The 19,759-nt window shown below is 60.1% G+C and carries 14 protein-coding genes; 7 read left to right on the top strand and 7 right to left on the bottom strand.

Going from position 1 to position 19,759, the window contains the following annotated elements:
* Positions 1–63 precede the first annotated feature (63 nt).
* A complete protein-coding gene (locus ACYZT9_RS18020) occupies positions 64–1,983 on the bottom strand; it encodes an ATP-binding cassette domain-containing protein (RefSeq protein ID WP_462006740.1) in 1,920 nt (639 codons plus the stop codon).
* Between the two features lie 213 nt (positions 1,984–2,196).
* Between ACYZT9_RS18020 and ACYZT9_RS18025 the strand changes: the two genes are divergently transcribed.
* Complete coding sequence (locus tag ACYZT9_RS18025) at positions 2,197–4,125, top strand: transglycosylase SLT domain-containing protein (protein ID WP_462006741.1); 1,929 nt, start codon at positions 2,197–2,199, stop codon at positions 4,123–4,125.
* Between the two features lie 70 nt (positions 4,126–4,195).
* Here ACYZT9_RS18025 and ACYZT9_RS18030 read toward each other — a convergent pair whose 3' ends face one another.
* Positions 4,196–5,230 (bottom strand): Fic family protein, encoded by a 1,035-nt coding sequence (locus tag ACYZT9_RS18030; RefSeq protein ID WP_462006742.1) that lies wholly within the window; start codon positions 5,228–5,230, stop codon positions 4,196–4,198.
* Positions 5,231–5,297: 67 nt separating this feature from the next.
* Positions 5,298–7,064, bottom strand: a complete 1,767-nt coding sequence (locus ACYZT9_RS18035) for an ABC transporter transmembrane domain-containing protein (protein ID WP_462006743.1) — start codon at positions 7,062–7,064, stop codon at positions 5,298–5,300.
* Positions 7,065–7,321: 257 nt separating this feature from the next.
* On the opposite strand from ACYZT9_RS18035, the gene ACYZT9_RS18040 reads away from it, so the two are divergent.
* The gene (locus ACYZT9_RS18040) at positions 7,322–7,501 is read left to right on the top strand and encodes a PA1571 family protein (protein ID WP_462006744.1); all 180 of its coding nucleotides are present in this window, start codon (positions 7,322–7,324) and stop codon (positions 7,499–7,501) included.
* A gap of 115 nt (positions 7,502–7,616) precedes the next feature.
* Here ACYZT9_RS18040 and pdxB read toward each other — a convergent pair whose 3' ends face one another.
* Complete coding sequence (gene pdxB / locus ACYZT9_RS18045; protein WP_462006745.1) at positions 7,617–8,759, bottom strand: 4-phosphoerythronate dehydrogenase PdxB; 1,143 nt, start codon at positions 8,757–8,759, stop codon at positions 7,617–7,619.
* 318 nt (positions 8,760–9,077) lie between these two features.
* Between pdxB and ACYZT9_RS18050 the strand changes: the two genes are divergently transcribed.
* The gene (locus tag ACYZT9_RS18050; RefSeq protein ID WP_462006746.1) at positions 9,078–10,487 is read left to right on the top strand and encodes an MATE family efflux transporter; all 1,410 of its coding nucleotides are present in this window, start codon (positions 9,078–9,080) and stop codon (positions 10,485–10,487) included.
* On the opposite strand, the gene tusA is transcribed toward ACYZT9_RS18050, so the two are convergent.
* Both tusA and rlmM read right to left on the bottom strand, forming a co-directional pair.
* A complete protein-coding gene (tusA, locus tag ACYZT9_RS18055; protein WP_054054315.1) occupies positions 10,484–10,735 on the bottom strand; it encodes a sulfurtransferase TusA in 252 nt (83 codons plus the stop codon). The two genes, ACYZT9_RS18050 and tusA, sit on opposite strands and share 4 nt — an antisense overlap.
* A gap of 104 nt (positions 10,736–10,839) precedes the next feature.
* Positions 10,840–11,913 (bottom strand): 23S rRNA (cytidine(2498)-2'-O)-methyltransferase RlmM, encoded by a 1,074-nt coding sequence (gene rlmM / locus ACYZT9_RS18060; protein ID WP_462006747.1) that lies wholly within the window; start codon positions 11,911–11,913, stop codon positions 10,840–10,842.
* Between the two features lie 222 nt (positions 11,914–12,135).
* Between rlmM and acnA the strand changes: the two genes are divergently transcribed.
* On the top strand, positions 12,136–14,877 hold the full coding sequence (acnA, locus tag ACYZT9_RS18065) for an aconitate hydratase AcnA (RefSeq protein ID WP_462006748.1): 2,742 nt from the start codon (positions 12,136–12,138) through the stop codon (positions 14,875–14,877).
* 277 nt (positions 14,878–15,154) lie between these two features.
* On the top strand, positions 15,155–16,720 hold the full coding sequence (locus ACYZT9_RS18070) for a methyl-accepting chemotaxis protein (protein WP_462006749.1): 1,566 nt from the start codon (positions 15,155–15,157) through the stop codon (positions 16,718–16,720).
* Between the two features lie 204 nt (positions 16,721–16,924).
* Here ACYZT9_RS18070 and ACYZT9_RS18075 read toward each other — a convergent pair whose 3' ends face one another.
* Entirely contained in the window at positions 16,925–17,602 is a 678-nt protein-coding gene (locus tag ACYZT9_RS18075) for an alpha/beta family hydrolase (RefSeq protein WP_462006750.1), read from the bottom strand.
* A gap of 110 nt (positions 17,603–17,712) precedes the next feature.
* Here ACYZT9_RS18075 and ccoN point away from each other — a divergent pair, with 110 nt between their 5' ends.
* Positions 17,713–19,137 (top strand): cytochrome-c oxidase, cbb3-type subunit I, encoded by a 1,425-nt coding sequence (ccoN, locus tag ACYZT9_RS18080; protein ID WP_462006751.1) that lies wholly within the window; start codon positions 17,713–17,715, stop codon positions 19,135–19,137.
* 10 nt (positions 19,138–19,147) lie between these two features.
* Complete coding sequence (ccoO, locus tag ACYZT9_RS18085; protein WP_462006752.1) at positions 19,148–19,756, top strand: cytochrome-c oxidase, cbb3-type subunit II; 609 nt, start codon at positions 19,148–19,150, stop codon at positions 19,754–19,756.
* The last annotated feature ends 3 nt before the right edge of the window (positions 19,757–19,759 follow it).

A 19,759-nucleotide genomic window follows, 5' to 3' on the forward strand; every position in this document is an offset into this window, starting at 1 on the left:
CGTTGCATACGAAAAGCCCGGCGCTCATCACGAGCGCCGGGCTTATTTTTATTACAGGATCAATCAGGCATCCAGCTCGGCCCAACGCTCGACCATCACGTCGTGTTCAGCCTGCAATTGCTCGAGCTGTGCGATCACCGCAGCGGTCTCGGCAGCTGGTCGCTGGTAGAAACCGCCGTCCGCCATCTGCGCTTCAACGGCGGCGATCTGCTGCTCCATGGCTTCGATCTGAGCCGGCAACATTTCCAGCTCGCGCTGCAACTTGTAGCTCAGCTTCTTCTTCACCACCGGTGCTTCGACGGCTGCCGCGACTGGCGCAGGCTCGGCTGAGACAACGGCAGAGTTCAGGTCGGCCTTGCCGGACTTGCTCTCGGTCACGCCCAGCAGGCGCGGCGAGCCGCCCTGACGCAGCCAGTCCTGGTAACCACCGACGTATTCGCGAACCTTGCCTTCCCCTTCGAAGACCAGGGTGCTGGTGACCACGTTGTCGAGGAATGCCCGGTCGTGGCTGACCATCAGCACGGTGCCGTTGAAGGTCAGCAAAACCTCCTCCAGCAGTTCGAGTGTTTCCACGTCGAGGTCGTTGGTTGGTTCGTCGAGGACCAGCAGGTTCGCTGGTTTGCTGAACAGTTTCGCCAGCAACAGACGCGCACGCTCACCACCCGACAGCGCCTTGACCGGCGTGCGGGCACGCTGCGGGCTGAACAGGAAGTCACCGAGGTAACTCAGCACGTGACGGCTTTGACCATCGATGTCGATGAAGTCGCGACCTTCGGCCACGTTGTCGATCACCGTCTTTTCCAGGTCCAACTGATGGCGCAACTGGTCGAAATAGGCCACGTCGATGCGCGTCCCCTCTTCCACTTTGCCGCTGGTTGGTTGCAAACCGCTGAGCATCAGCTTCAGCAGTGTGGTTTTGCCGGTACCGTTGGCGCCGAGCAGACCGATACGGTCGCCGCGCTGCAGAACCATCGAGAAATCCTTGATCAGGAACGGGCCGCCCGGGTGAGCGAAACTCACGTTCTCGAGGACCATCACCTGCTTGCCGGACTTGTCAGCGGTATCCAACTGAATGTTGGCCTTGCCGGTGCGCTCGCGACGCTCGCTGCGCTCGACGCGCAGGGCTTTCAATGCACGAACACGGCCTTCGTTACGGGTGCGGCGGGCCTTGATGCCCTGACGAATCCAGACTTCTTCCTGGGCCAGTTTTTTGTCGAACAGCGCGTTGGCGGTTTCTTCAGCCGCCAGCGCGGCTTCTTTGTGCACGAGGAAACTGGCGTAGTCGCCGTTCCAGTCGATCAGGCCGCCGCGATCCAGTTCGAGGATGCGGGTCGCGAGGTTCTGCAGGAAGGAACGGTCGTGCGTGATGAACAGCACGGCGCCCTGGAAGTCCTTCAGGGCTTCTTCGAGCCAGGCAATGGCACCGATGTCCAAGTGGTTGGTCGGTTCATCGAGCAGCAGCAAATCCGGTTCGGAAACCAGCGCCTGCGCCAGCAGGACGCGGCGACGCCAGCCACCGGACAATTCGGCGAGGGTTTTGTCGGCCGGCAACTGCAGACGGCTCAATGTGCTGTCTACCAGTTGCTGCAAACGCCAGCCATCGCGGGCTTCGAGGTCGTGCTGGACGTGCATCAGTTTGTCCAGATCGGCATCGGTGACGATGTTCTGGCTCAAGTGGTGATACTGCGCAAGCAGCTCGCCGACACCGTCCAGGCCTTCAGCCACCACGTCGAACACGGTCCGCTCGTCGGCTACCGGCAATTCTTGTGGCAATTCGCCAATCTTGAGGCCGGGCGCACGCCAAACGGAGCCGTCGTCGGGCTTCTGGTCGCCCTTGACGAGCTTCATCATGCTGGACTTGCCAGTGCCGTTGCGGCCGATGATGCACACCCGCTCACCACGGGCGATCTGCCAGGACACCTTGTCCAACAACGGCATAGCGCCGAAAGCAAGGGACACATCGCTGAATTTGAGCAGGGTCATGAGCTTCTCCAAAAACCGGGCGCGCATTCTACCTGACTTGAGGCTTCAGAAGGCCGGCAATTTCACCTTTGCAGCACTCTGCAGGACAAATGTTGCGAACTGATGCTGACAGGCCTGCAAAGCTTTCGCCCGTTGCTGGCAAAAGGCTAAGCTACAGATTATTCAGTGCGGGCATTGCCGGCACTTGTCATGATTTCTCTGCCCGGACGTCTCATGCGCAGTCGCCTTTTCGGTTTTTTATCCTGTTTTCTTCTTTCTGCTACTGCCGTTCAAACCGCCCAGGCGGTGGACTTGTCCACCCAGCGCCAGTATTACGATGAAGCCAAGCGTGCGCTTGCCAAGGGCGATACCGGCCCTTATTTTCGTTACAGCCAGGCACTCAGTGACTACCCGCTGGAGCCGTATCTGGCGTATGACGAACTGACCGCGCGCCTGAAAACCGCGAGCAATGCCGAGATCGAGAAATTTCTCGCCGAACACGGTGACCTGCCGCAAGCCAACTGGATGAAACTGCGCTGGTTGCGCTGGCTGGCCGAACGTGGTGACTGGGCGACCTTCGTCAAATATTACGACCCCAAGCTCAACTTCACCGAGCTGGACTGCCTGAACGCGCAGTACCAGATCGGGCATAACCAGAAATCCGAAGGCTACGCCAACGCCAACAAACTCTGGCTGACCGGTAAATCCCTGCCCGACGCGTGCGACGGCTTGTTCGGCGTCTGGGCCGCCGAAGGTCAATTGACCGAACAGAAACGCTGGGAACGGACCAAGCTTGCCGCCCAGGTGCGGAACTATCCGTTGGCCAACAGCCTGATCAACGGCCTCACCACGCTCGCGCCACGCGGTCGCTTGCTGGTGGATGTCGCACAAAAACCTGAACTGCTGAACCAGCCTTCGCGCTTCGCCCCGGCCGACGAGCCCATGTCTGACATCGTCAGCCTCGGCCTTCGCCGCCTCGCCAAGCAAGACCCGGAAAAGGCTATGGCTTTGCTCGACGGTTACGCCAGCAGCATGCACTTCTCCCGCGATGAAAAAGTCGCGATTGCCCGGGAAATCGGCCTGACCCTGGCCCGTCGCTTCGATCCACGCGCCCTTGACGTGATGACCAAGTACGACCCGGAACTGCGCGACAACACCGTGTCCGAATGGCGCTTGCGCCTGCTGTTGCGTCTGGCCCGCTGGGACGATGCGTATCAGTTGACCCGCCGCTTGCCTCAGGATCTGGCGACCACCAACCGCTGGCGCTACTGGCAGGCCCGCAGCCTGGAACTGGCGCAGCCACAGAACCCGGAGGCACAGACGCTTTACAAAGGCCTCGCCCGCGAGCGTGACTTCTACGGATTCCTCGCCGCCGATCGCTCGCAGCTGCCGTACTCGCTGAACAACAAACCGCTGGTGCTCAGCCAGGCGTTGATCAACAAGGTTCGCAACACACCGGGTGTGCGTCGCGCTTTGGAGTTCCACGCACGCGGACAGATCGTTGACGGTCGTCGCGAGTGGTATCACGTCAGCCGCCACTTCAGTCGCGATGAAATGGTCGCCCAGGCGAAACTGGCCTACGACCTGAAATGGTACTTTCCGGCGATCCGCACCATCAGCCAGGCACAGTATTGGGACGACCTCGACATCCGTTTCCCGATGGCCCACCGCGAAGCCCTGGTGCGCGAAGCCAAGGTCCGTGGCCTGCACTCGAGCTGGGTGTTCGCCATCACCCGCCAGGAAAGCGCCTTCATGGTCGACGCGCGTTCCGGCGTCGGCGCCAGCGGCCTGATGCAACTGATGCCCGGTACCGCCAAGGAAACCGCGCGTAAGTTCCGCATTCCACTGGCCTCGCCACAGCAGGTGTTCGATCCGGAAAAGAACATCCAGCTCGGTGCCGCTTACCTCAGCCAGGTGCACAGCCAGTTCAATGGCAACCGCGTCCTGGCCTCCGCCGCCTACAACGCCGGCCCGGGTCGCGTGCGCCAGTGGCTTCGCGGCGCGGATCACCTTAGCTTCGACGTCTGGGTGGAAAGCATCCCGTTCGACGAAACCCGCCAATACGTGCAGAACGTGTTGTCGTACTCGGTGATCTACGGCCAGAAACTCAACTCGCCACAGCCGTTGGTGGATTGGCATGAGCGCTATTTTGATGATCAGTGAGGCTAGTTTGAGGCACTGATAAAAATGCCCGCATTGAAAAATGCGGGCATTTTTTATGGCGCTCGAACGTCTACGTAGATCGACTCCTTGCCGCAATGAGTTCGCCACGCGCGGTCAAACGATATCGTTGAACCGGACTGCGAGGTGAGTCAGGGTTAGTCATCTCAATCAAGCCGACTGCCAACGCAGGCTTGAGATAGTTAGCTCGAAAGGTCGGCTTGTGAGCTAATCCGACCGCTGCCATCAGATCGTTAACCTTGAGTGGAACACTTCCACGCAATGCACAAAGTAATCTCGCTACTTGATCGGTTACTTGGTCGGTTACTTGGTCGATCCCTGGTTCGCTCCGAGTTGCTTCCTCAAGTGCAAGGCTTAACGCTTGCAACATAAACTCGACAAATGGCGTCGACTCAGCCAGTTGGTCGGCTGCCGACAATGCAGCGTAATAGGCGTCCTGCTGCTCTCGAATCACAGCTTCCACCGGCAAATAAGCCAACACCGGCCGCCACTGACTAAGGATCAAAGTCTGCCATAGCCGACCCATGCGCCCATTGCCGTCAGCGAAAGGGTGAATGAACTCGAACTCATAATGAAAGACACAGCTGATGATCAGCGGATGCCAATCAGAAGCGCCGAGCCACGCCAGCAAATCATCCATCAAATGCGTAATGCGACTCGGTGGCGGCGCCATGTGGACCAACTTCTCGCCACGATAAATGCCCACACCGCCTCGGCGAAACTGCCCACAGTCGTCAATCAATCCACCCATCAGCAACTCATGGGCCCGAAGCAAGTCGGTTCGGCTACTTGGTTGCCAATCCGGCATGGCTTCGTAAGCCGCAAAGGCATTACGCACTTCCTGGATTTCCCGAGGTAATCCCAGCACTCGCTGCCCCGCCAGAACAGCAGTCACCTGTTCGATGCTCAGGGTATTATTCTCGATCGCCAGAGAAGCCTGAATCGTACGAATACGATTACCCCGCCGCAGTTGAGGCGTCTGCCGGCGATCATCCACAGCCGAAAGCTGACCGATTTGCTCACTGATCCCGGCAATCAACGCCAGCATTTTGGTAGTCAGGGTCAACGGTGGTTGATAACGGCTCATATCCTCATCCCTGCTCGCATTGAGGCCGACATAATGCCCGAACCCGGCAGTATTCAGCAGCTCTCATTCACGCCGCTTCATGCCCATCACTGAACTGCAACGCCGCCAGTCGCGCGTACAGCGCATTGCTCGCAATCAACTCCAGATGCGTCCCCACCGCCACCAGTTTCCCTTGATCCATTACCGCGATCCGGTCGGCGTTTTTCACCGTGGCCAGGCGGTGGGCGATGACCAGGGTGGTGCGGTTTTTCATCAGGCTGGGCAAGGCTTGCTGGATCAGGTGTTCGCTTTGAGCGTCGAGGGCGCTGGTGGCTTCGTCGAGCAGCAGGATGGGCGCGTCCACCAGCAACGCGCGGGCGATGGCCAGCCGTTGGCGCTGGCCGCCGGACAAACCGAGGCCTGCGTCACCCAAATGAGTTTGATAAGCGTGGGGCATCGCCTCGATAAAATCGTGGGCGTAGGCGATTTTCGCCGCCTCCTGAACCTGTTCCAGCGTCGCGTTCGGGTTACCGTAGCGGATGTTTTCTTCGATGCTGCCGAAGAACAATGCCGGGGATTGCGAGACCAGGGCGAAGCAGCGGCGCAAATCCAACGGATCGAGTTGAGTCAGCGGCACGCCGTCGAGCAGAATGCAGCCTTCGGCCGGGTCGTAAAAACGCAACAACAAGTCATACACCGTTGACTTGCCCGCGCCGGAAGGTCCGACCAAAGCCAGGGTTTCGCCGGCCCTGATGGTCAGGTTCAAGCCATCGATGGCATAGCTTTCAGGACGCGACGGGTAGGTAAAACGCACGTCTTGCAGCACCAGATTCCCCGTCACCCGCTCCGGCAATGTCACCAGCCCCGTCGTCGGTGACTGAATGATGTTTTCCGAGCGCAGTAACTCGGCGATCCGTTCGGCGGCCCCGGCGGCTCGCTGCAACTCGCCGATCACCTCGCTCAGCGTGCCGAACGCGCTGCCGACGATCAGGCTGTAAAAGACAAACGCTGCCAGTTCACCGCCAGAAATCCGCCCGGCCATCACATCCATGCCGCCGACCCACAGCATGACGCCGACCGCGCCCAGCACCAGCACGATTACCAGGGTAATCAGCCACGCACGCTGGAAAATCCGTTTACGGGCGGTGTTGAATGCCTCCTCCACGGTCACGGCAAATCGCTGTTCGTCCTGGACCTGATGGTTGTAGGCCTGCACGGTTTTGATCTGGCCGAGGGTTTCGGACACGTAGCTGCCGATATCGGCAATCCGGTCCTGACTCAGGCGCGACAGGCTGCGTACCCGTCGGCCGAAAATCAGGATCGGCGCGATCACGAGCGGCAAAGCCACAACGACGATGCTGGTGAGTTTGGGGTTAGTGATAAACAGCAATACAATCCCGCCGATCACCATCAGCAGATTGCGCAGGAACAATGACAGCGAAGAGCCGATCACCGATTGCAGCAACGTGGTGTCGGCGGTCAGCCGCGACTGGATCTCGGAGCTGCGATTGTCTTCGTAAAACCCCGGATGCAGGTAAACCAGATGGTTGAACACCTGACGGCGAATGTCGGCCACGACACGCTCGCCGATCCACGACACCAGGTAAAAACGCGCAAACGTGCCGACCGCCAGGCCAAGCACCAGCAGCATGAACAGACCAATGGTCTGGTTGAGCAAATGCGGTGACTGGGTCATGAACCCCTGATCCACCAACAGCCGAATCCCCTGCCCCATGGACAACGTGATGCCGGCGGTGACAATCAGCGCGAGCAAGGCACCGAAGGCCTGCCAGCGATAGGGCACCAGGAAACGACTGGCCAGGCGAATCGCGCGGCGGTGACGGGCAGAAAGCATCGGGTTCATCCAGTTACACAATGGGGGGGGCTTGCCTGACTGCTTAATGGGGCGGAACTTTGTAAATCACAATGAGTCAGGTTAATTATGACCGCAATGCCCCGCCCCTAGACGCTATTGGTCTAAAGTTCGGGTGGCAACATTACGGTATTTCTGATGGACTGGTATTGCCGCTTCGAAAAGATCGCATGGAGTTGTCACAGCCCGGTCACTTGGCGGTTCTACACTAAGTACACAACCTGATGAGGAGACAGGCCATGTCCTTGCAACACAGCAGCGATGACAAGATTCAAGTGATCCGCACGCAGCCAGATCAGTCTCTGGGTTGCTCAATCATTGACGAAAAAGGCCGCGAAGTACCGATCACTGAAGACATGATCCAGGACGCCTGCCGCGAACTGGAACAGCGATTGGTCAAGCCTGCCAAACAAGATTGATATAGCCCCGTCTTCTTGACCCGGCCCTGATGGCCGGGTTTTTTGTGGGTGCTGATCCGGAATTGCGGTGCCCCCATCGCGATCCGACTTGCTCGCGAAGGGGCCGACTCGATGCCTAGATTAATGTTGCCCCCAACGCCGACACGATCCTCAGCAGCTCAGGCGAATCCCCCTCAATCCGCACCCGCAATCCATCTATCTCCCGCCGCGACGGATAATTTTTGCGCAACGCATCAAACGCCGCACGCTGTTCGCTCACACTGCCTACAAGGCTACGGCGGAAATCCGCGTCGTCACGGCGCGGGTCGTAAACGCCACGGCACAGCATCGCCAGCGCCCAGGCCGGATCGCTGTCAGCATGCAAGGTCACTTGCGACAACCACGGCGCGGGCAGCAAATCACTAAGCCTGACTCGCGCCGGTTGCCCGAGAAAATTGCAATACGCCTGATGGATCTGCTCCGTCCCGCGCTGTCTGCCGTCGAGGCTGTAGCCAGCAATGTGCGGCGTTGCCAGCACGCAGAGTTCGGCCAGCGCCACGTCGACTTCGGGTTCGCCTTCCCAGACGTCCAGCACCGCTTGCAGGTCTTCGCGTTGCAGCAGCACCTCGCACAGAGCGGCGTTGTCCACCACCGGGCCGCGGCTGGCGTTGATCAGCCAGGTGCCGGGTTTGAGCTGGTTCAAACGGTTTTTGTCGAACAGATGCCAGGTCGATCCGGCACCGTGTTTCTTCAGCGGGGCGTGCAGGCTGATGACGTCACACCGCTCAATGATCTGCTCGAGGCTGACGAAATCGCCGCCTTCAGCGGCTTGTCGTGGCGGATCGCAGACCAGCACGTTCCAGCCCAGCCCTCGCAGAACCTTGACCAAACGGCCGCCCACTTCACCGGCGCCGACCACGCCGTAAGTGCGCTGAACAAGGTCAGCGCCTTCGATTTCGGCGAGGGTCAGCAAACTGCCCAGCACGTAGTCGACCACGCCACGGGCATTGCAACCGGGGGCGCTGGACCAGGTGATGCCGGCCTGCTGGAAGTAATCGAGGTCCAGGTGATCGGTGCCAATGGTGCAGGTGCCGACAAAGCGCACCTTGCTGCCTTCGAGCAAAGAGCGATTGACGTTGGTCACCGAGCGCACCAGTAATACATCGGCCTGTTCGACGGTGGCACGGTCGATGGAACGTCCCGGTACCCGGCGGATTTCACCGAAACTTTCGAAAAAAGCATCGAGCAGCGGAATATTTTCGTCGGCAACAATCAGCATGGCAGGCTCCTTTGGCGGATCGGCAGTGTAGGCGGAGAAGGATGTGATGGGCCAGCGGGCATTAATGATCACGCCCCCGTGGCGAGGGAGCTTGCTCCCGCTCGACTGCGGAGCAGTCGTAAATTCTGCCGATGCGATGCGCCTGATAAATTGCCGGGGGCCGCTTCGCGACCCAGCGGGAGCAAGCTCCCTCGCCACAGGGGGTGTGGCATGTTCGAAAAATGATTACAAATCCCTAACACAGGACTTTTCCTGACCACTGCGTCAACGCGTAGAATGCGCCGCCTCGCGCATGAAAACCCTTTGGACGTTTTGCCCTTGAATTCCGTGACTGACCGCCCCGCTGCCATTCCCCTCACCCACCCCGCCCGGGTTCGCCTGGAGCTGAAAAACCTGCTCGGCCTGGCGCTGCCGATCATGATCGCGCAGCTTGCCACCACGGCGATGGGCTTCGTCGATGCAGTGATGGCCGGCCGTGTCGGGCCGCGGGATCTGGCGGCGGTGGCGCTGGGTAACTCGATCTGGGTGCCGGTGTTTCTGCTAATGACCGGCACCCTGCTGGCCACCACCCCAAAAGTCGCTCAGCGCTTTGGTGCCGGGACGCACAGCGAGATCGGTCCGATTGTTCGTCAGGCGCTGTGGCTGGCGTTGGTGGTGGGTTTGATGGCGACCGGCATGCTGTTCAGCGCCGAGCCGATCTTGCACATCTTGAAGGTCGACCCCGAACTGATCGGCCCATGCATGCAATACCTGCACGGGATCGCCAGCGGTTTGCCCGCCGTCGCGCTCTACCATGTGCTGCGCTGTTTCAGTGATGGCCTGGGGCGCACGCGTCCGGCAATGGTGCTGGGGCTGTGCGGTTTGGCGCTGAACATTCCGCTGAACTACGTGTTCATTTATGGCCACTTCGGTGTGCCGGCCATGGGCGGTGTCGGTTGCGGCTGGGCCACGGCGATTGTGATGTGGGTGATGGCGCTGGGCATTGCCGGCTGGGAACGCTGGGCGCCGGTGTATCAGTCAAGCCAGTTGTTCAGCCGTTTCGACTGGCCGCAATGGTCGGTGATCAAACGCCTGCTGGGCATCGGTCTGCCGATCGGCATCGCGGTGTTCGCCGAGTCGAGCATCTTTGCAGTGATCGCTCTGTTGATCGGCAGCCTCGGCGCCACCGTGGTGGCCGGGCATCAGATCGCGCTGAACTTCAGCTCGCTGGTGTTCATGATCCCCTACTCCCTCGGCATGGCCGTGACAGTGCGCGTCGGCCAGGCGCTCGGTCGTCAGGAACCCCGCGAAGCGCGCTTCGCCGCCGGGGTCGGCATGGGCACGGCGCTGGCTTACGCGTGTATTTCAGCAAGCATGATGCTGTTGCTGCGCGAGCACATCGCAACGATCTACACAGCTGATCCGACGGTGATTCGAGTGGCCGCGATGCTGATTGTGTATTCGGCGCTGTTCCAGTTTTCCGATGCGATCCAGGTCACGGCGGCTGGCGCATTACGCGGCTACCAGGACACGCGGGTGACGATGATCCTGACGCTGTTCGCGTACTGGGGCATTGGTTTGCCGGTGGGTTACGCGCTGGGCCTGACCGACTGGTTCGGCACGCCGAGTGGCCCGAGCGGGCTGTGGCAGGGTTTGATTGTCGGCCTGAGTTGCGCGGCGCTGATGCTGTCGATCCGCCTGACGCGCAGTGCACGCAAGCGGATCCGCATCAGTCATTCGGCAGGTTAAGCGAGCTTTTTGCGGATCCAGTAGAGGTAGGTGCCTGCCTCTTCGTGCTGCGCGACCAGTTCGTGGTCGAGGAACACGCAAAACTTGGGAATGTCGCGACGGGTCGACGGATCGGTGGCGATCACCTTGAGCAGGCCGCCGGGCGCCAGGTCGCGTATGTGCTGGTGCAGCATCATCACCGGTTCCGGGCAGTTGAGGCCGGTGGCGTCGAGGGTGCCGTCTACCGGCGTATCAAGCATTTCACTCATGATTCACTCCTGAAACTGGTCGGCATTGTCGCGCAATGCCGGGTATTCGGTCATCTATAGCAACACCGTACCGCCCTTGCTCCTACAAGGGCGGTGCGGTTTGTTCAGCGGGATTTCGGTTTCTTTACGTCCAATCGACGCAAGTGGCACGTCACTTCTTCCCGGTCGTGATACAGCTGCTTGCAGCCAATCTCGACGCGAACCCCGCGCTCCTTGAAACCCTCGGCAATGCGCTCCAGCAAGCGTTTCACTTCGGCGTAACGCTGTTTCATCGGCAGCTTGAGGTTGACCACCGCTTCGCGGCAATGCCCCTCACCAATCCACTCTTCCAGCATCGCGGCATTGCGCGCCGGCTTCTCGACGATGTCACAGACCATCCAGTCCACCGGCTGCCGGGGCTTGTAGGTGAAACCGTCGGCCATCAAATGTTGTACCAGCCCGGTGTCCATCAGGCTTTCAGCCATCGGGCCGTTGTCGATGGCGGTCACCAGCATGCCGCGGTTGACCAATTGCCAGGTCCAGCCACCCGGCGCTGCGCCGAGGTCGACGCCGGTCATGTCGCCGTGCAGGCGCTCGTCCCACTGGTCGCGCGGGATGAAGTGGTGCCACGCCTCTTCCAGCTTCAAAGTCGAACGGCTCGGCGCCTCACGAGGAAACTTCAGGCGCGGAATGCCCATCGGCCACATCGCCGAGTTGTTCGACTCGGCCAGGCCCATGAACACTTCGCGACCGCTTTTGAACGTCAGCAGCAAACGCGGCTTGTGCGCGTCTTCCACCAGTTTGCCGGCGGCCATCAGCGCCTTTCGCAGGTGCACCTCGAATTTCTTGCAGAAGTTCGACAGTTCCTTGCCATCGTTGGTGTCGACCATTTCCAGCCACAGACTGCCGCACAACGGGAAGTCCGCCATGTGCGCGAGGATCACGCTGATACGGTCGGTTTCCGGCAGGTCGATGAAAATCCCGCGCGCCCACTGACGCGGAAATATCAGATCGGCAAAACGCTGGCCACGCATCAGGCGCTCGGCGCCGTCTTCTTCGGTGCAGATGAATTCGGCACAGGCGCTGGCGGTTTTAGCCTTGGCATAACCGGCCACGTTCAGCCGCGCGGCATGTTCGGAAATCTCGGAACAAACTTCGCCTTCGAAGCCCGGCCGGCAATGCATAAAGAGGGTGTTCATTCTTACTCCTGGGCAGATGGCGAAACATTCAACCACTGCGCGATGCCCAGGCTTGCGTTGAAGCAAAGCCTGTCACGAAAACCGGCGCATGATAGCCGAGTTCGGAACCTCGGACTTGGCCATAGCGTCCGGTTATTAGCTTTAACGTTCAAACGGGGCTAGGTTAAAAGCTCTGTCCGTCCCCTCAGTCCGTAGCCGTGCGGACTTAAAGGAGTGATCGCAATGCCGTCCCTCGATAGCCTGAAAACCCTTAAAACCCTGCAAGTCGACGACAAGACCTACCATTATTTCAGTCTGCCCGACGCCGCCAAAAGCCTCGGTGATCTCGACAAACTGCCCATGTCGTTAAAAGTGCTGCTGGAAAACCTGCTGCGCTGGGAAGACGAAAAAACCGTGACCGGCGCCGACCTCAGGGCGATTGCCGCCTGGCTCAAGGAGCGTCGCTCCGATCGTGAAATCCAGTACCGCCCCGCTCGCGTATTGATGCAAGATTTTACCGGTGTTCCTGCGGTGGTCGACTTGGCCGCCATGCGCGCCGCCATGTCCAACGCCGGCGGCGATCCGCAGCGGATCAATCCGCTTTCGCCGGTGGATCTGGTGATCGATCACTCGGTGATGGTCGACAAGTTCGGCAGTGCAAGCGCCTTCGGGCAAAACGTTGACATCGAAATGCAACGCAACGGTGAACGTTACGCCTTCCTGCGCTGGGGCCAGAGCGCCTTCGACAACTTCAGCGTGGTGCCGCCGGGCACCGGCATTTGTCACCAGGTCAACCTCGAATACCTTGGCCGCACGGTCTGGACCAAAGACGAGGACGGCCGCACCTACGCCTTCCCCGACACCTTGGTCGGCACCGACTCCCACACCACCATGATCAACGGTCTCGGCGTGCTCGGCTGGGGCGTCGGCGGGATCGAAGCGGAAGCGGCGATGCTCGGCCAGCCGGTGTCGATGCTGATTCCGGAGGTGATCGGCTTCAAACTCACCGGCAAGTTAAAAGAAGGCATCACCGCCACCGACCTGGTGCTGACCGTGACGCAGATGCTGCGCAAGAAAGGCGTGGTCGGCAAATTCGTCGAGTTCTACGGTGACGGCTTGGCCGACCTGCCGCTGGCCGACCGCGCGACCATCGCCAACATGGCCCCGGAATACGGTGCCACCTGCGGCTTCTTCCCGGTGGATGAAGTGACGCTGGATTACCTGCGCCTGTCCGGCCGCCCGCTTGAAACCGTGCAACTGGTCGAAGCCTATAGCAAGGCCCAGGGCCTGTGGCGCCTGCCGGGCAAGGAGCCGGTGTTTACCGACAGTCTGGCGCTGGACATGGGCAGTGTCGAAGCCAGTCTCGCCGGGCCGAAACGGCCACAGGACCGGGTGTCGCTGCCCAACGTCGCGCAGGCATTCACAGATTTTCTCGGCCTGCAGTTCAAGCCCGCCAGCAAGGACGAAGGGCGGCTCGAAAGTGAGGGCGGCGGTGGTGTCGCGGTGGGCAACGCCGATCTGGTCGGCGAAACTGACTACGAATACGACGGCCATACCTATCGACTGAAAAACGGCGCGGTGGTGATCGCCGCCATCACATCCTGCACCAACACCTCCAACCCGAGCGTGATGATGGCCGCAGGGCTGGTGGCGAAAAAAGCCGTGGAGAAAGGCCTCCAGCGCAAACCTTGGGTGAAAAGCTCACTCGCCCCCGGTTCCAAAGTGGTCACCGACTACTACAAGGCGGCCGGCCTGACCCAGTACCTGGATCAACTTGGTTTTGATCTGGTCGGCTATGGCTGCACCACCTGCATCGGCAACTCAGGGCCATTGCCGGAGCCGATCGAAAAAGCCATCCAGAAAGCGGACCTGGCCGTCGCGTCGGTGCTGTCGGGTAACCGCAACTTTGAAGGCAGGGTACATCCGTTGGTGAAAACCAACTGGCTGGCCTCCCCACCGCTGGTGGTCGCTTATGCGCTGGCCGGCACGGTGCGCATCGATATCAGTAGTGAGCCTTTGGGTGAGGACAAGAACGGTAACCCGGTTTATCTGCGCGATATCTGGCCGAGTACCCGAGAGATTGCCGACGCGGTGAATCAGGTCAACACCGCGATGTTCCACAAGGAATACGCCGAAGTGTTTGCCGGCGATGAGCAATGGCAGGCGATTGAAGTGCCGCAAGCGGCGACGTATGTCTGGCAGGACGATTCGACTTACATCCGGCACCCGCCGTTTTTCGACGAAATAGGCGGCCCGCCGCCCGTAGTCAAGGACGTCGCGGGCGCTCGGGTTCTTGCGCTGCTCGGCGACTCGGTGACCACCGACCACATCTCCCCGGCCGGCAACATCAAGTCCGACAGCCCGGCCGGCAACTACTTGCGCGAAAAAGGCGTGGAACCGCGGGACTTCAACTCCTACGGCTCCCGTCGTGGCAACCATGAAGTGATGATGCGCGGTACCTTTGCCAACATCCGGATTCGCAACGAGATGCTCGGTGGCGAGGAAGGCGGGAATACGATTTACATGCCTACCGGGGAAAGAATGGCGATCTACGATGCGGCCATGCGCTATCAAGCGTCGGGCACGCCGCTGGTGGTGATCGCCGGGCAAGAATACGGCACCGGTTCGAGCCGCGACTGGGCGGCCAAGGGCACCAATCTGTTGGGGGTAAAAGCGGTGATCGCCGAAAGCTTCGAGCGGATTCACCGGTCCAACCTGGTGGGCATGGGCGTGTTGCCGCTGCAGTTCAAGCTGGATCAGAACCGCAAGAGTCTGAATCTGACGGGCAAGGAGATCCTGGATATTCTTGGTTTGACGGGGGTAGAGTTGACGCCGCGGATGAACCTGACGCTGGTGATCACCCGTGAAAACGGCAACCGCGAGAAGATCGAGGTGTTGTGCCGGATCGATACCTTGAATGAGGTTGAGTACTTCAAGGCGGGGGGGATTTTGCATTATGTGTTGCGGCAGTTGATTGCTTCGTAAGTTCGGCTGGTTTGGGTTTGGCCTGCCTCTTCAACCGTAAACATTCCCTGTAGGAGCGAGCTTGCTCGCGATGGTCGTTAACGATACCGCGTGCTGTCTGAATAAACGCGTTGTCTGGACGTTTTTCGCGAGCAAGCTCGCTCCTACAGGGGAGCGACGAATGCACACTAACGCAGCGGCCTTTTTGCGACACACCTCTGAATATTGAAAAAAATATTTCAATAAATCCCTGCCAACGCCGACAACCTCTCAAAGCCTTGCGGATTGAAAAATAGCCATGCGTAACAACCAGCCCATTACACAACGCGAACGGACCTTCCCGGCTCAGCAACGGTTGATTTCCACCACCGATGCCAAGGGTGTGATCACTTACTGCAACGACGCGTTTGTCGAAATCAGTGGGTACTCCCGTGAGGAACTGATCCGTGCGCCGCACAACCTGGTCCGTCACCCCGACGTTCCGGCTGCGGTGTTCGCGCACATGTGGGGCACACTGAAACAAGGCTTGCCATGGATGGGCATTGTCAAAAATCGCTGCAAGACCGGTGATCACTACTGGGTCAACGCCTATGTCACACCGGTTTTCGAAGGCAATCAGGTCGTCGGTTACGAGTCGGTGCGGGTCAAGCCCACCGCCGAACAAATCCAGCGTGCCGAAGCGCTTTACCAACGCATCAACCAGGGCAAGTCAGCGATTCCTTCCACCGATAAATGGCTGCCGGTTCTTCAGGATTGGCTGCCGTTCATTCTGGTCAGCCAACTGAGCTTCATGATCGGTGCCACGCTCAACTCCCAATGGGGCTTTGCGCTGGCCGCCGGACTTTCTGTGCCATTGGGCCTGCTGGGGTTGAGCTGGCAACAGCGCGGCCTCAAGCGCTTGCTGCGCCTGGCCGAGCAGACCACGTCCGACCCGCTGATCGCGCAGATGTACACCGACAGCCGTGGTGCGCAGGCACGTCTGGAAATGTCGATCCTCAGCCAGGAGGCGCGCCTGAAAACCTGCCTGACCCGTCTGCAGGACACCGCCGAGCATCTGAGCGACCAGGCGAAACAGTCCGACACCCTGGCTCACAGCAGTTCCACCGGCCTGGAACGTCAGCGCGTGGAAACCGAACAAGTGGCCACCGCCGTCAACCAGATGGCCGCTACCACTCAGGAAGTCGCCAGCCATGTGCAACGCACGGCGGACGCGACTCAGGAAGCCAATCGCCTGACCGGGCGCGGTCGTGACATCGCCGGTGAAACCCGCGAAGCCATTCAGCGCCTGTCGGTGGTGGTTGGTGAAACCGGTCTGACCGTGACGCAACTGGCCAAGGACAGCGACGAAATCGGCGGCGTGGTCGATGTGATCAAAGGCATCGCTGACCAGACCAACCTGCTGGCGTTGAACGCGGCCATTGAAGCGGCCCGTGCCGGTGAGATGGGTCGTGGGTTTGCGGTGGTAGCCGATGAAGTTCGTCAACTGGCGCAACGCACCAGCGAATCCACCGGGCAGATTCACGCCCTGATCGCCAAGCTTCAGCAAACCGCCAGCACAGCAGTGCAAACCATGGAAGCCGGGCATCGCCAGGCGGAAGAAGGTGTAGCACGGGTACTGGAAGCGGACCAGGCATTGGTCGGGATCAGCGAAGCGGTGGCACACATCACCGACATGACCACCCAGATTGCCGCCGCGACCGAAGAGCAGAGCTCGGTGGCCGAAGAAATCAGCCGCAACATCAGCAACATCTCGCAACTGGCGGATCAGACGTCGGAACAGGCGCAGCACTCGGCGTTGTTGAGTGAGGAGCTGACCAAGACGGCGAATACACAGTATTCGTTGGTGGAGCGGTTTAACCGCTGATTGATTTTGGAAAGTCAAAAACCCGGACCGTGAAAGCTTCCGGGTTTTTTATTGCCAATCTGATTGAGATGTCGCCTGTTCGGACCTCTTCGCGGGCGAGCCCGCTCCCACAGTGAACCGGGGTGTGGTTAGATTTTGTGATCGACACGAAACCCTGTGGGAGCGGGCTTGCCCGCGAAGGGGCCAGACCCGGCACCCATTCCTTCACTGAAGAAATGCGGCTACTCGACTCGCTGCCGAAGCCAAATGCTGCTCATGCGTAAACCCCGAAGCTTTTAACGGTTTCAAATCATGATCCCCCGCCACCAGCCAAAACACCTCGATGTTCGGTGACAACGTGTAAGCCTCGACCGTCTCACGATTCCCCAGCGCATCCCGCTCGCCCTGCACAATCAACGTCCGCGTCTTCAAACCGACCAAATGCTCGACACGAGGTTTCTGCGGCTTACCCACCGCATAAAACGGATACCCCAGACACACCAGCGCATCCGCCCCCAGCTCATCCGCCAGCAAACTGGCCATCCGCCCACCCATGGACTTGCCGCCAATGGCAAGACGCCCAGTGACATAGCGTCGCACCACGGTGTACAGCTCGCGCCAGGATTCCAGCAGTTTCGGCGCCGGGTTCGGTGGACGTTTTCCGCCATCGACACGCCGTTGCGCCATGTACGGAAACTCGAAGCGCAACACGTTGACGCCCTGCGCAGCAAGGCGCGCAGCCATGTCGTTCATCCAGCTGCTGTCCATCGGCGCACCGGCGCCATGGGCGAGAATCAGCGTCGCCGATGCCGGAGTAACGGCGGCATTCCACAACCAACCATGATCCCGCACACACCGCGGCCATTGATCCTCGTCAATACTGGCCTTGTGCTCTTTGTCCATGCTTGCCTCGCTTTTAGTCTGCCTATAACTCCAGGCGAAGGGAGCGTCTGCCTTCGCGGCTTACTCGCGAAGACGGGCGTTCACTTCGGCTGAACCGTGGATGGGGAACCATGAACACTTCTATCAGTACCGCCTACAACTACAAGGTGGTCCGCCAATTCGCCATTATGACGGTGGTGTGGGGCATCGTCGGCATGGGGCTCGGGGTTTTTCTCGCGGCCCAATTGGTCTGGCCTGAACTCAACTTCGATTTGCCGTGGACCAGTTTCGGCCGTTTGCGCCCGCTGCACACTAACGCGGTGATCTTCGCCTTTGGCGGCTGCGCCCTGTTCGCCAGTACGTTCTACTCGGTCCAGCGCACCTGCCAAACCCAGCTGTTCGCGCCGAAAATCGCCGCGTTCTGCTTCTGGGGCTGGCAACTGGTGATTCTGCTGGCGGCCATCAGCCTGCCGCTGGGCTACACCACTTCCAAGGAATACGCGGAACTGGAATGGCCGATCGACATCCTGATCACCATCGTCTGGGTGGCCTACGCCGTCGTGTTCTTCGGCACGATCATGAAGCGCAAGACCAAGCACATCTATGTGGGCAACTGGTTCTTCGGCGCGTTCATCATCACCGTGGCGATTTTGCACCTCGTCAACAACATGGAATTGCCGGTGAGTTTCACCAAGTCCTACTCGCTGTACGCCGGTGCGACGGATGCCATGGTGCAGTGGTGGTACGGCCACAACGCCGTAGGCTTTTTCCTCACTGCCGGTTTCCTCGGGATGATGTACTACTTCGTGCCGAAACAAGCCGAACGCCCGGTGTATTCCTATCGCTTGTCGATCGTGCACTTCTGGGCATTGATCACCCTGTACATCTGGGCCGGCCCGCATCACTTGCACTACACCGCGCTGCCGGACTGGGCGCAGTCGCTGGGCATGGTGATGTCGCTGATCCTGCTGGCGCCGAGCTGGGGCGGGATGATCAACGGGATGATGACCCTCTCGGGCGCCTGGCATAAGTTGCGCAGCGACCCCATCCTGCGCTTCCTCGTGGTGTCGCTGGCGTTTTACGGCATGTCGACCTTCGAAGGTCCAATGATGGCGATCAAGACGGTGAACGCCCTCTCCCACTACACCGACTGGACCATCGGCCACGTTCACGCCGGCGCACTCGGTTGGGTGGCGATGATTTCCATCGGCGCGCTGTACCACATGATCCCGAAAATCTTCGGTCGTGCGCAGATGCACAGCATCGGCCTGATCAACGCACACTTCTGGCTCGCCACCATCGGCACCGTGCTCTACATCGCGTCGATGTGGGTCAACGGCATTGCCCAGGGCCTGATGTGGCGTGCGGTAAACGAAGACGGCACGCTGACCTATTCCTTCGTCGAAACCCTGGTGGCCAGCCACCCAGGCTTCGTCGTTCGACTGGTGGGCGGTGCGATCTTCCTCAGCGGCATGTTCCTGATGGCTTACAACACCTGGCGCACCGTGCGGGCTTCGCAGCCTGACGAAGTCGCCGCCGCCGCGCAGATGGCCTGAGGAGTCCGCCATGAAACATGAAACCATCGAGAAAAACGTCGGCCTGCTGATGCTGCTGATGGTCCTGGCCGTGAGCATCGGGGGGCTGACCCAGATCGTCCCGCTGTTCTTCCAGGAGGTGACCAACAAACCGGTGGAAGGCATGAAACCCTACACCGCGCTCCAACTGGAAGGTCGCGACATTTACATCCGCGAAGGCTGCGTCGGCTGCCACTCGCAGATGATCCGTCCGTTTCGCGCCGAAACCGAGCGCTACGGTCACTATTCGGTGGCCGGTGAGAGCGTTTGGGATCACCCGTTCCTGTGGGGCTCGAAACGCACCGGTCCAGACCTGGCCCGGGTCGGCGGCCGCTACTCCGAAGACTGGCATCGCGCGCACTTGTACAACCCGCGCAACGTGGTGCCGGAATCGAAGATGCCCGCCTACCCATGGCTGGTGGCCAATCCGGTCGACAGCAGTCACACCGAAGGCAAGATCAAGGCAATGCGCACCCTGGGCGTGCCGTACACCGACGACGACCTCGCAGGCAGCGTCGAATCGCTGAAGGGCAAGACCGAAATGGACGCGCTGGTCGCTTACCTGCAAGTGCTCGGCACTGCCATCAAGAGCAAGAGGTGAGTC

The organism is Pseudomonas sp. ZT5P21 (genome assembly GCF_054897785.1).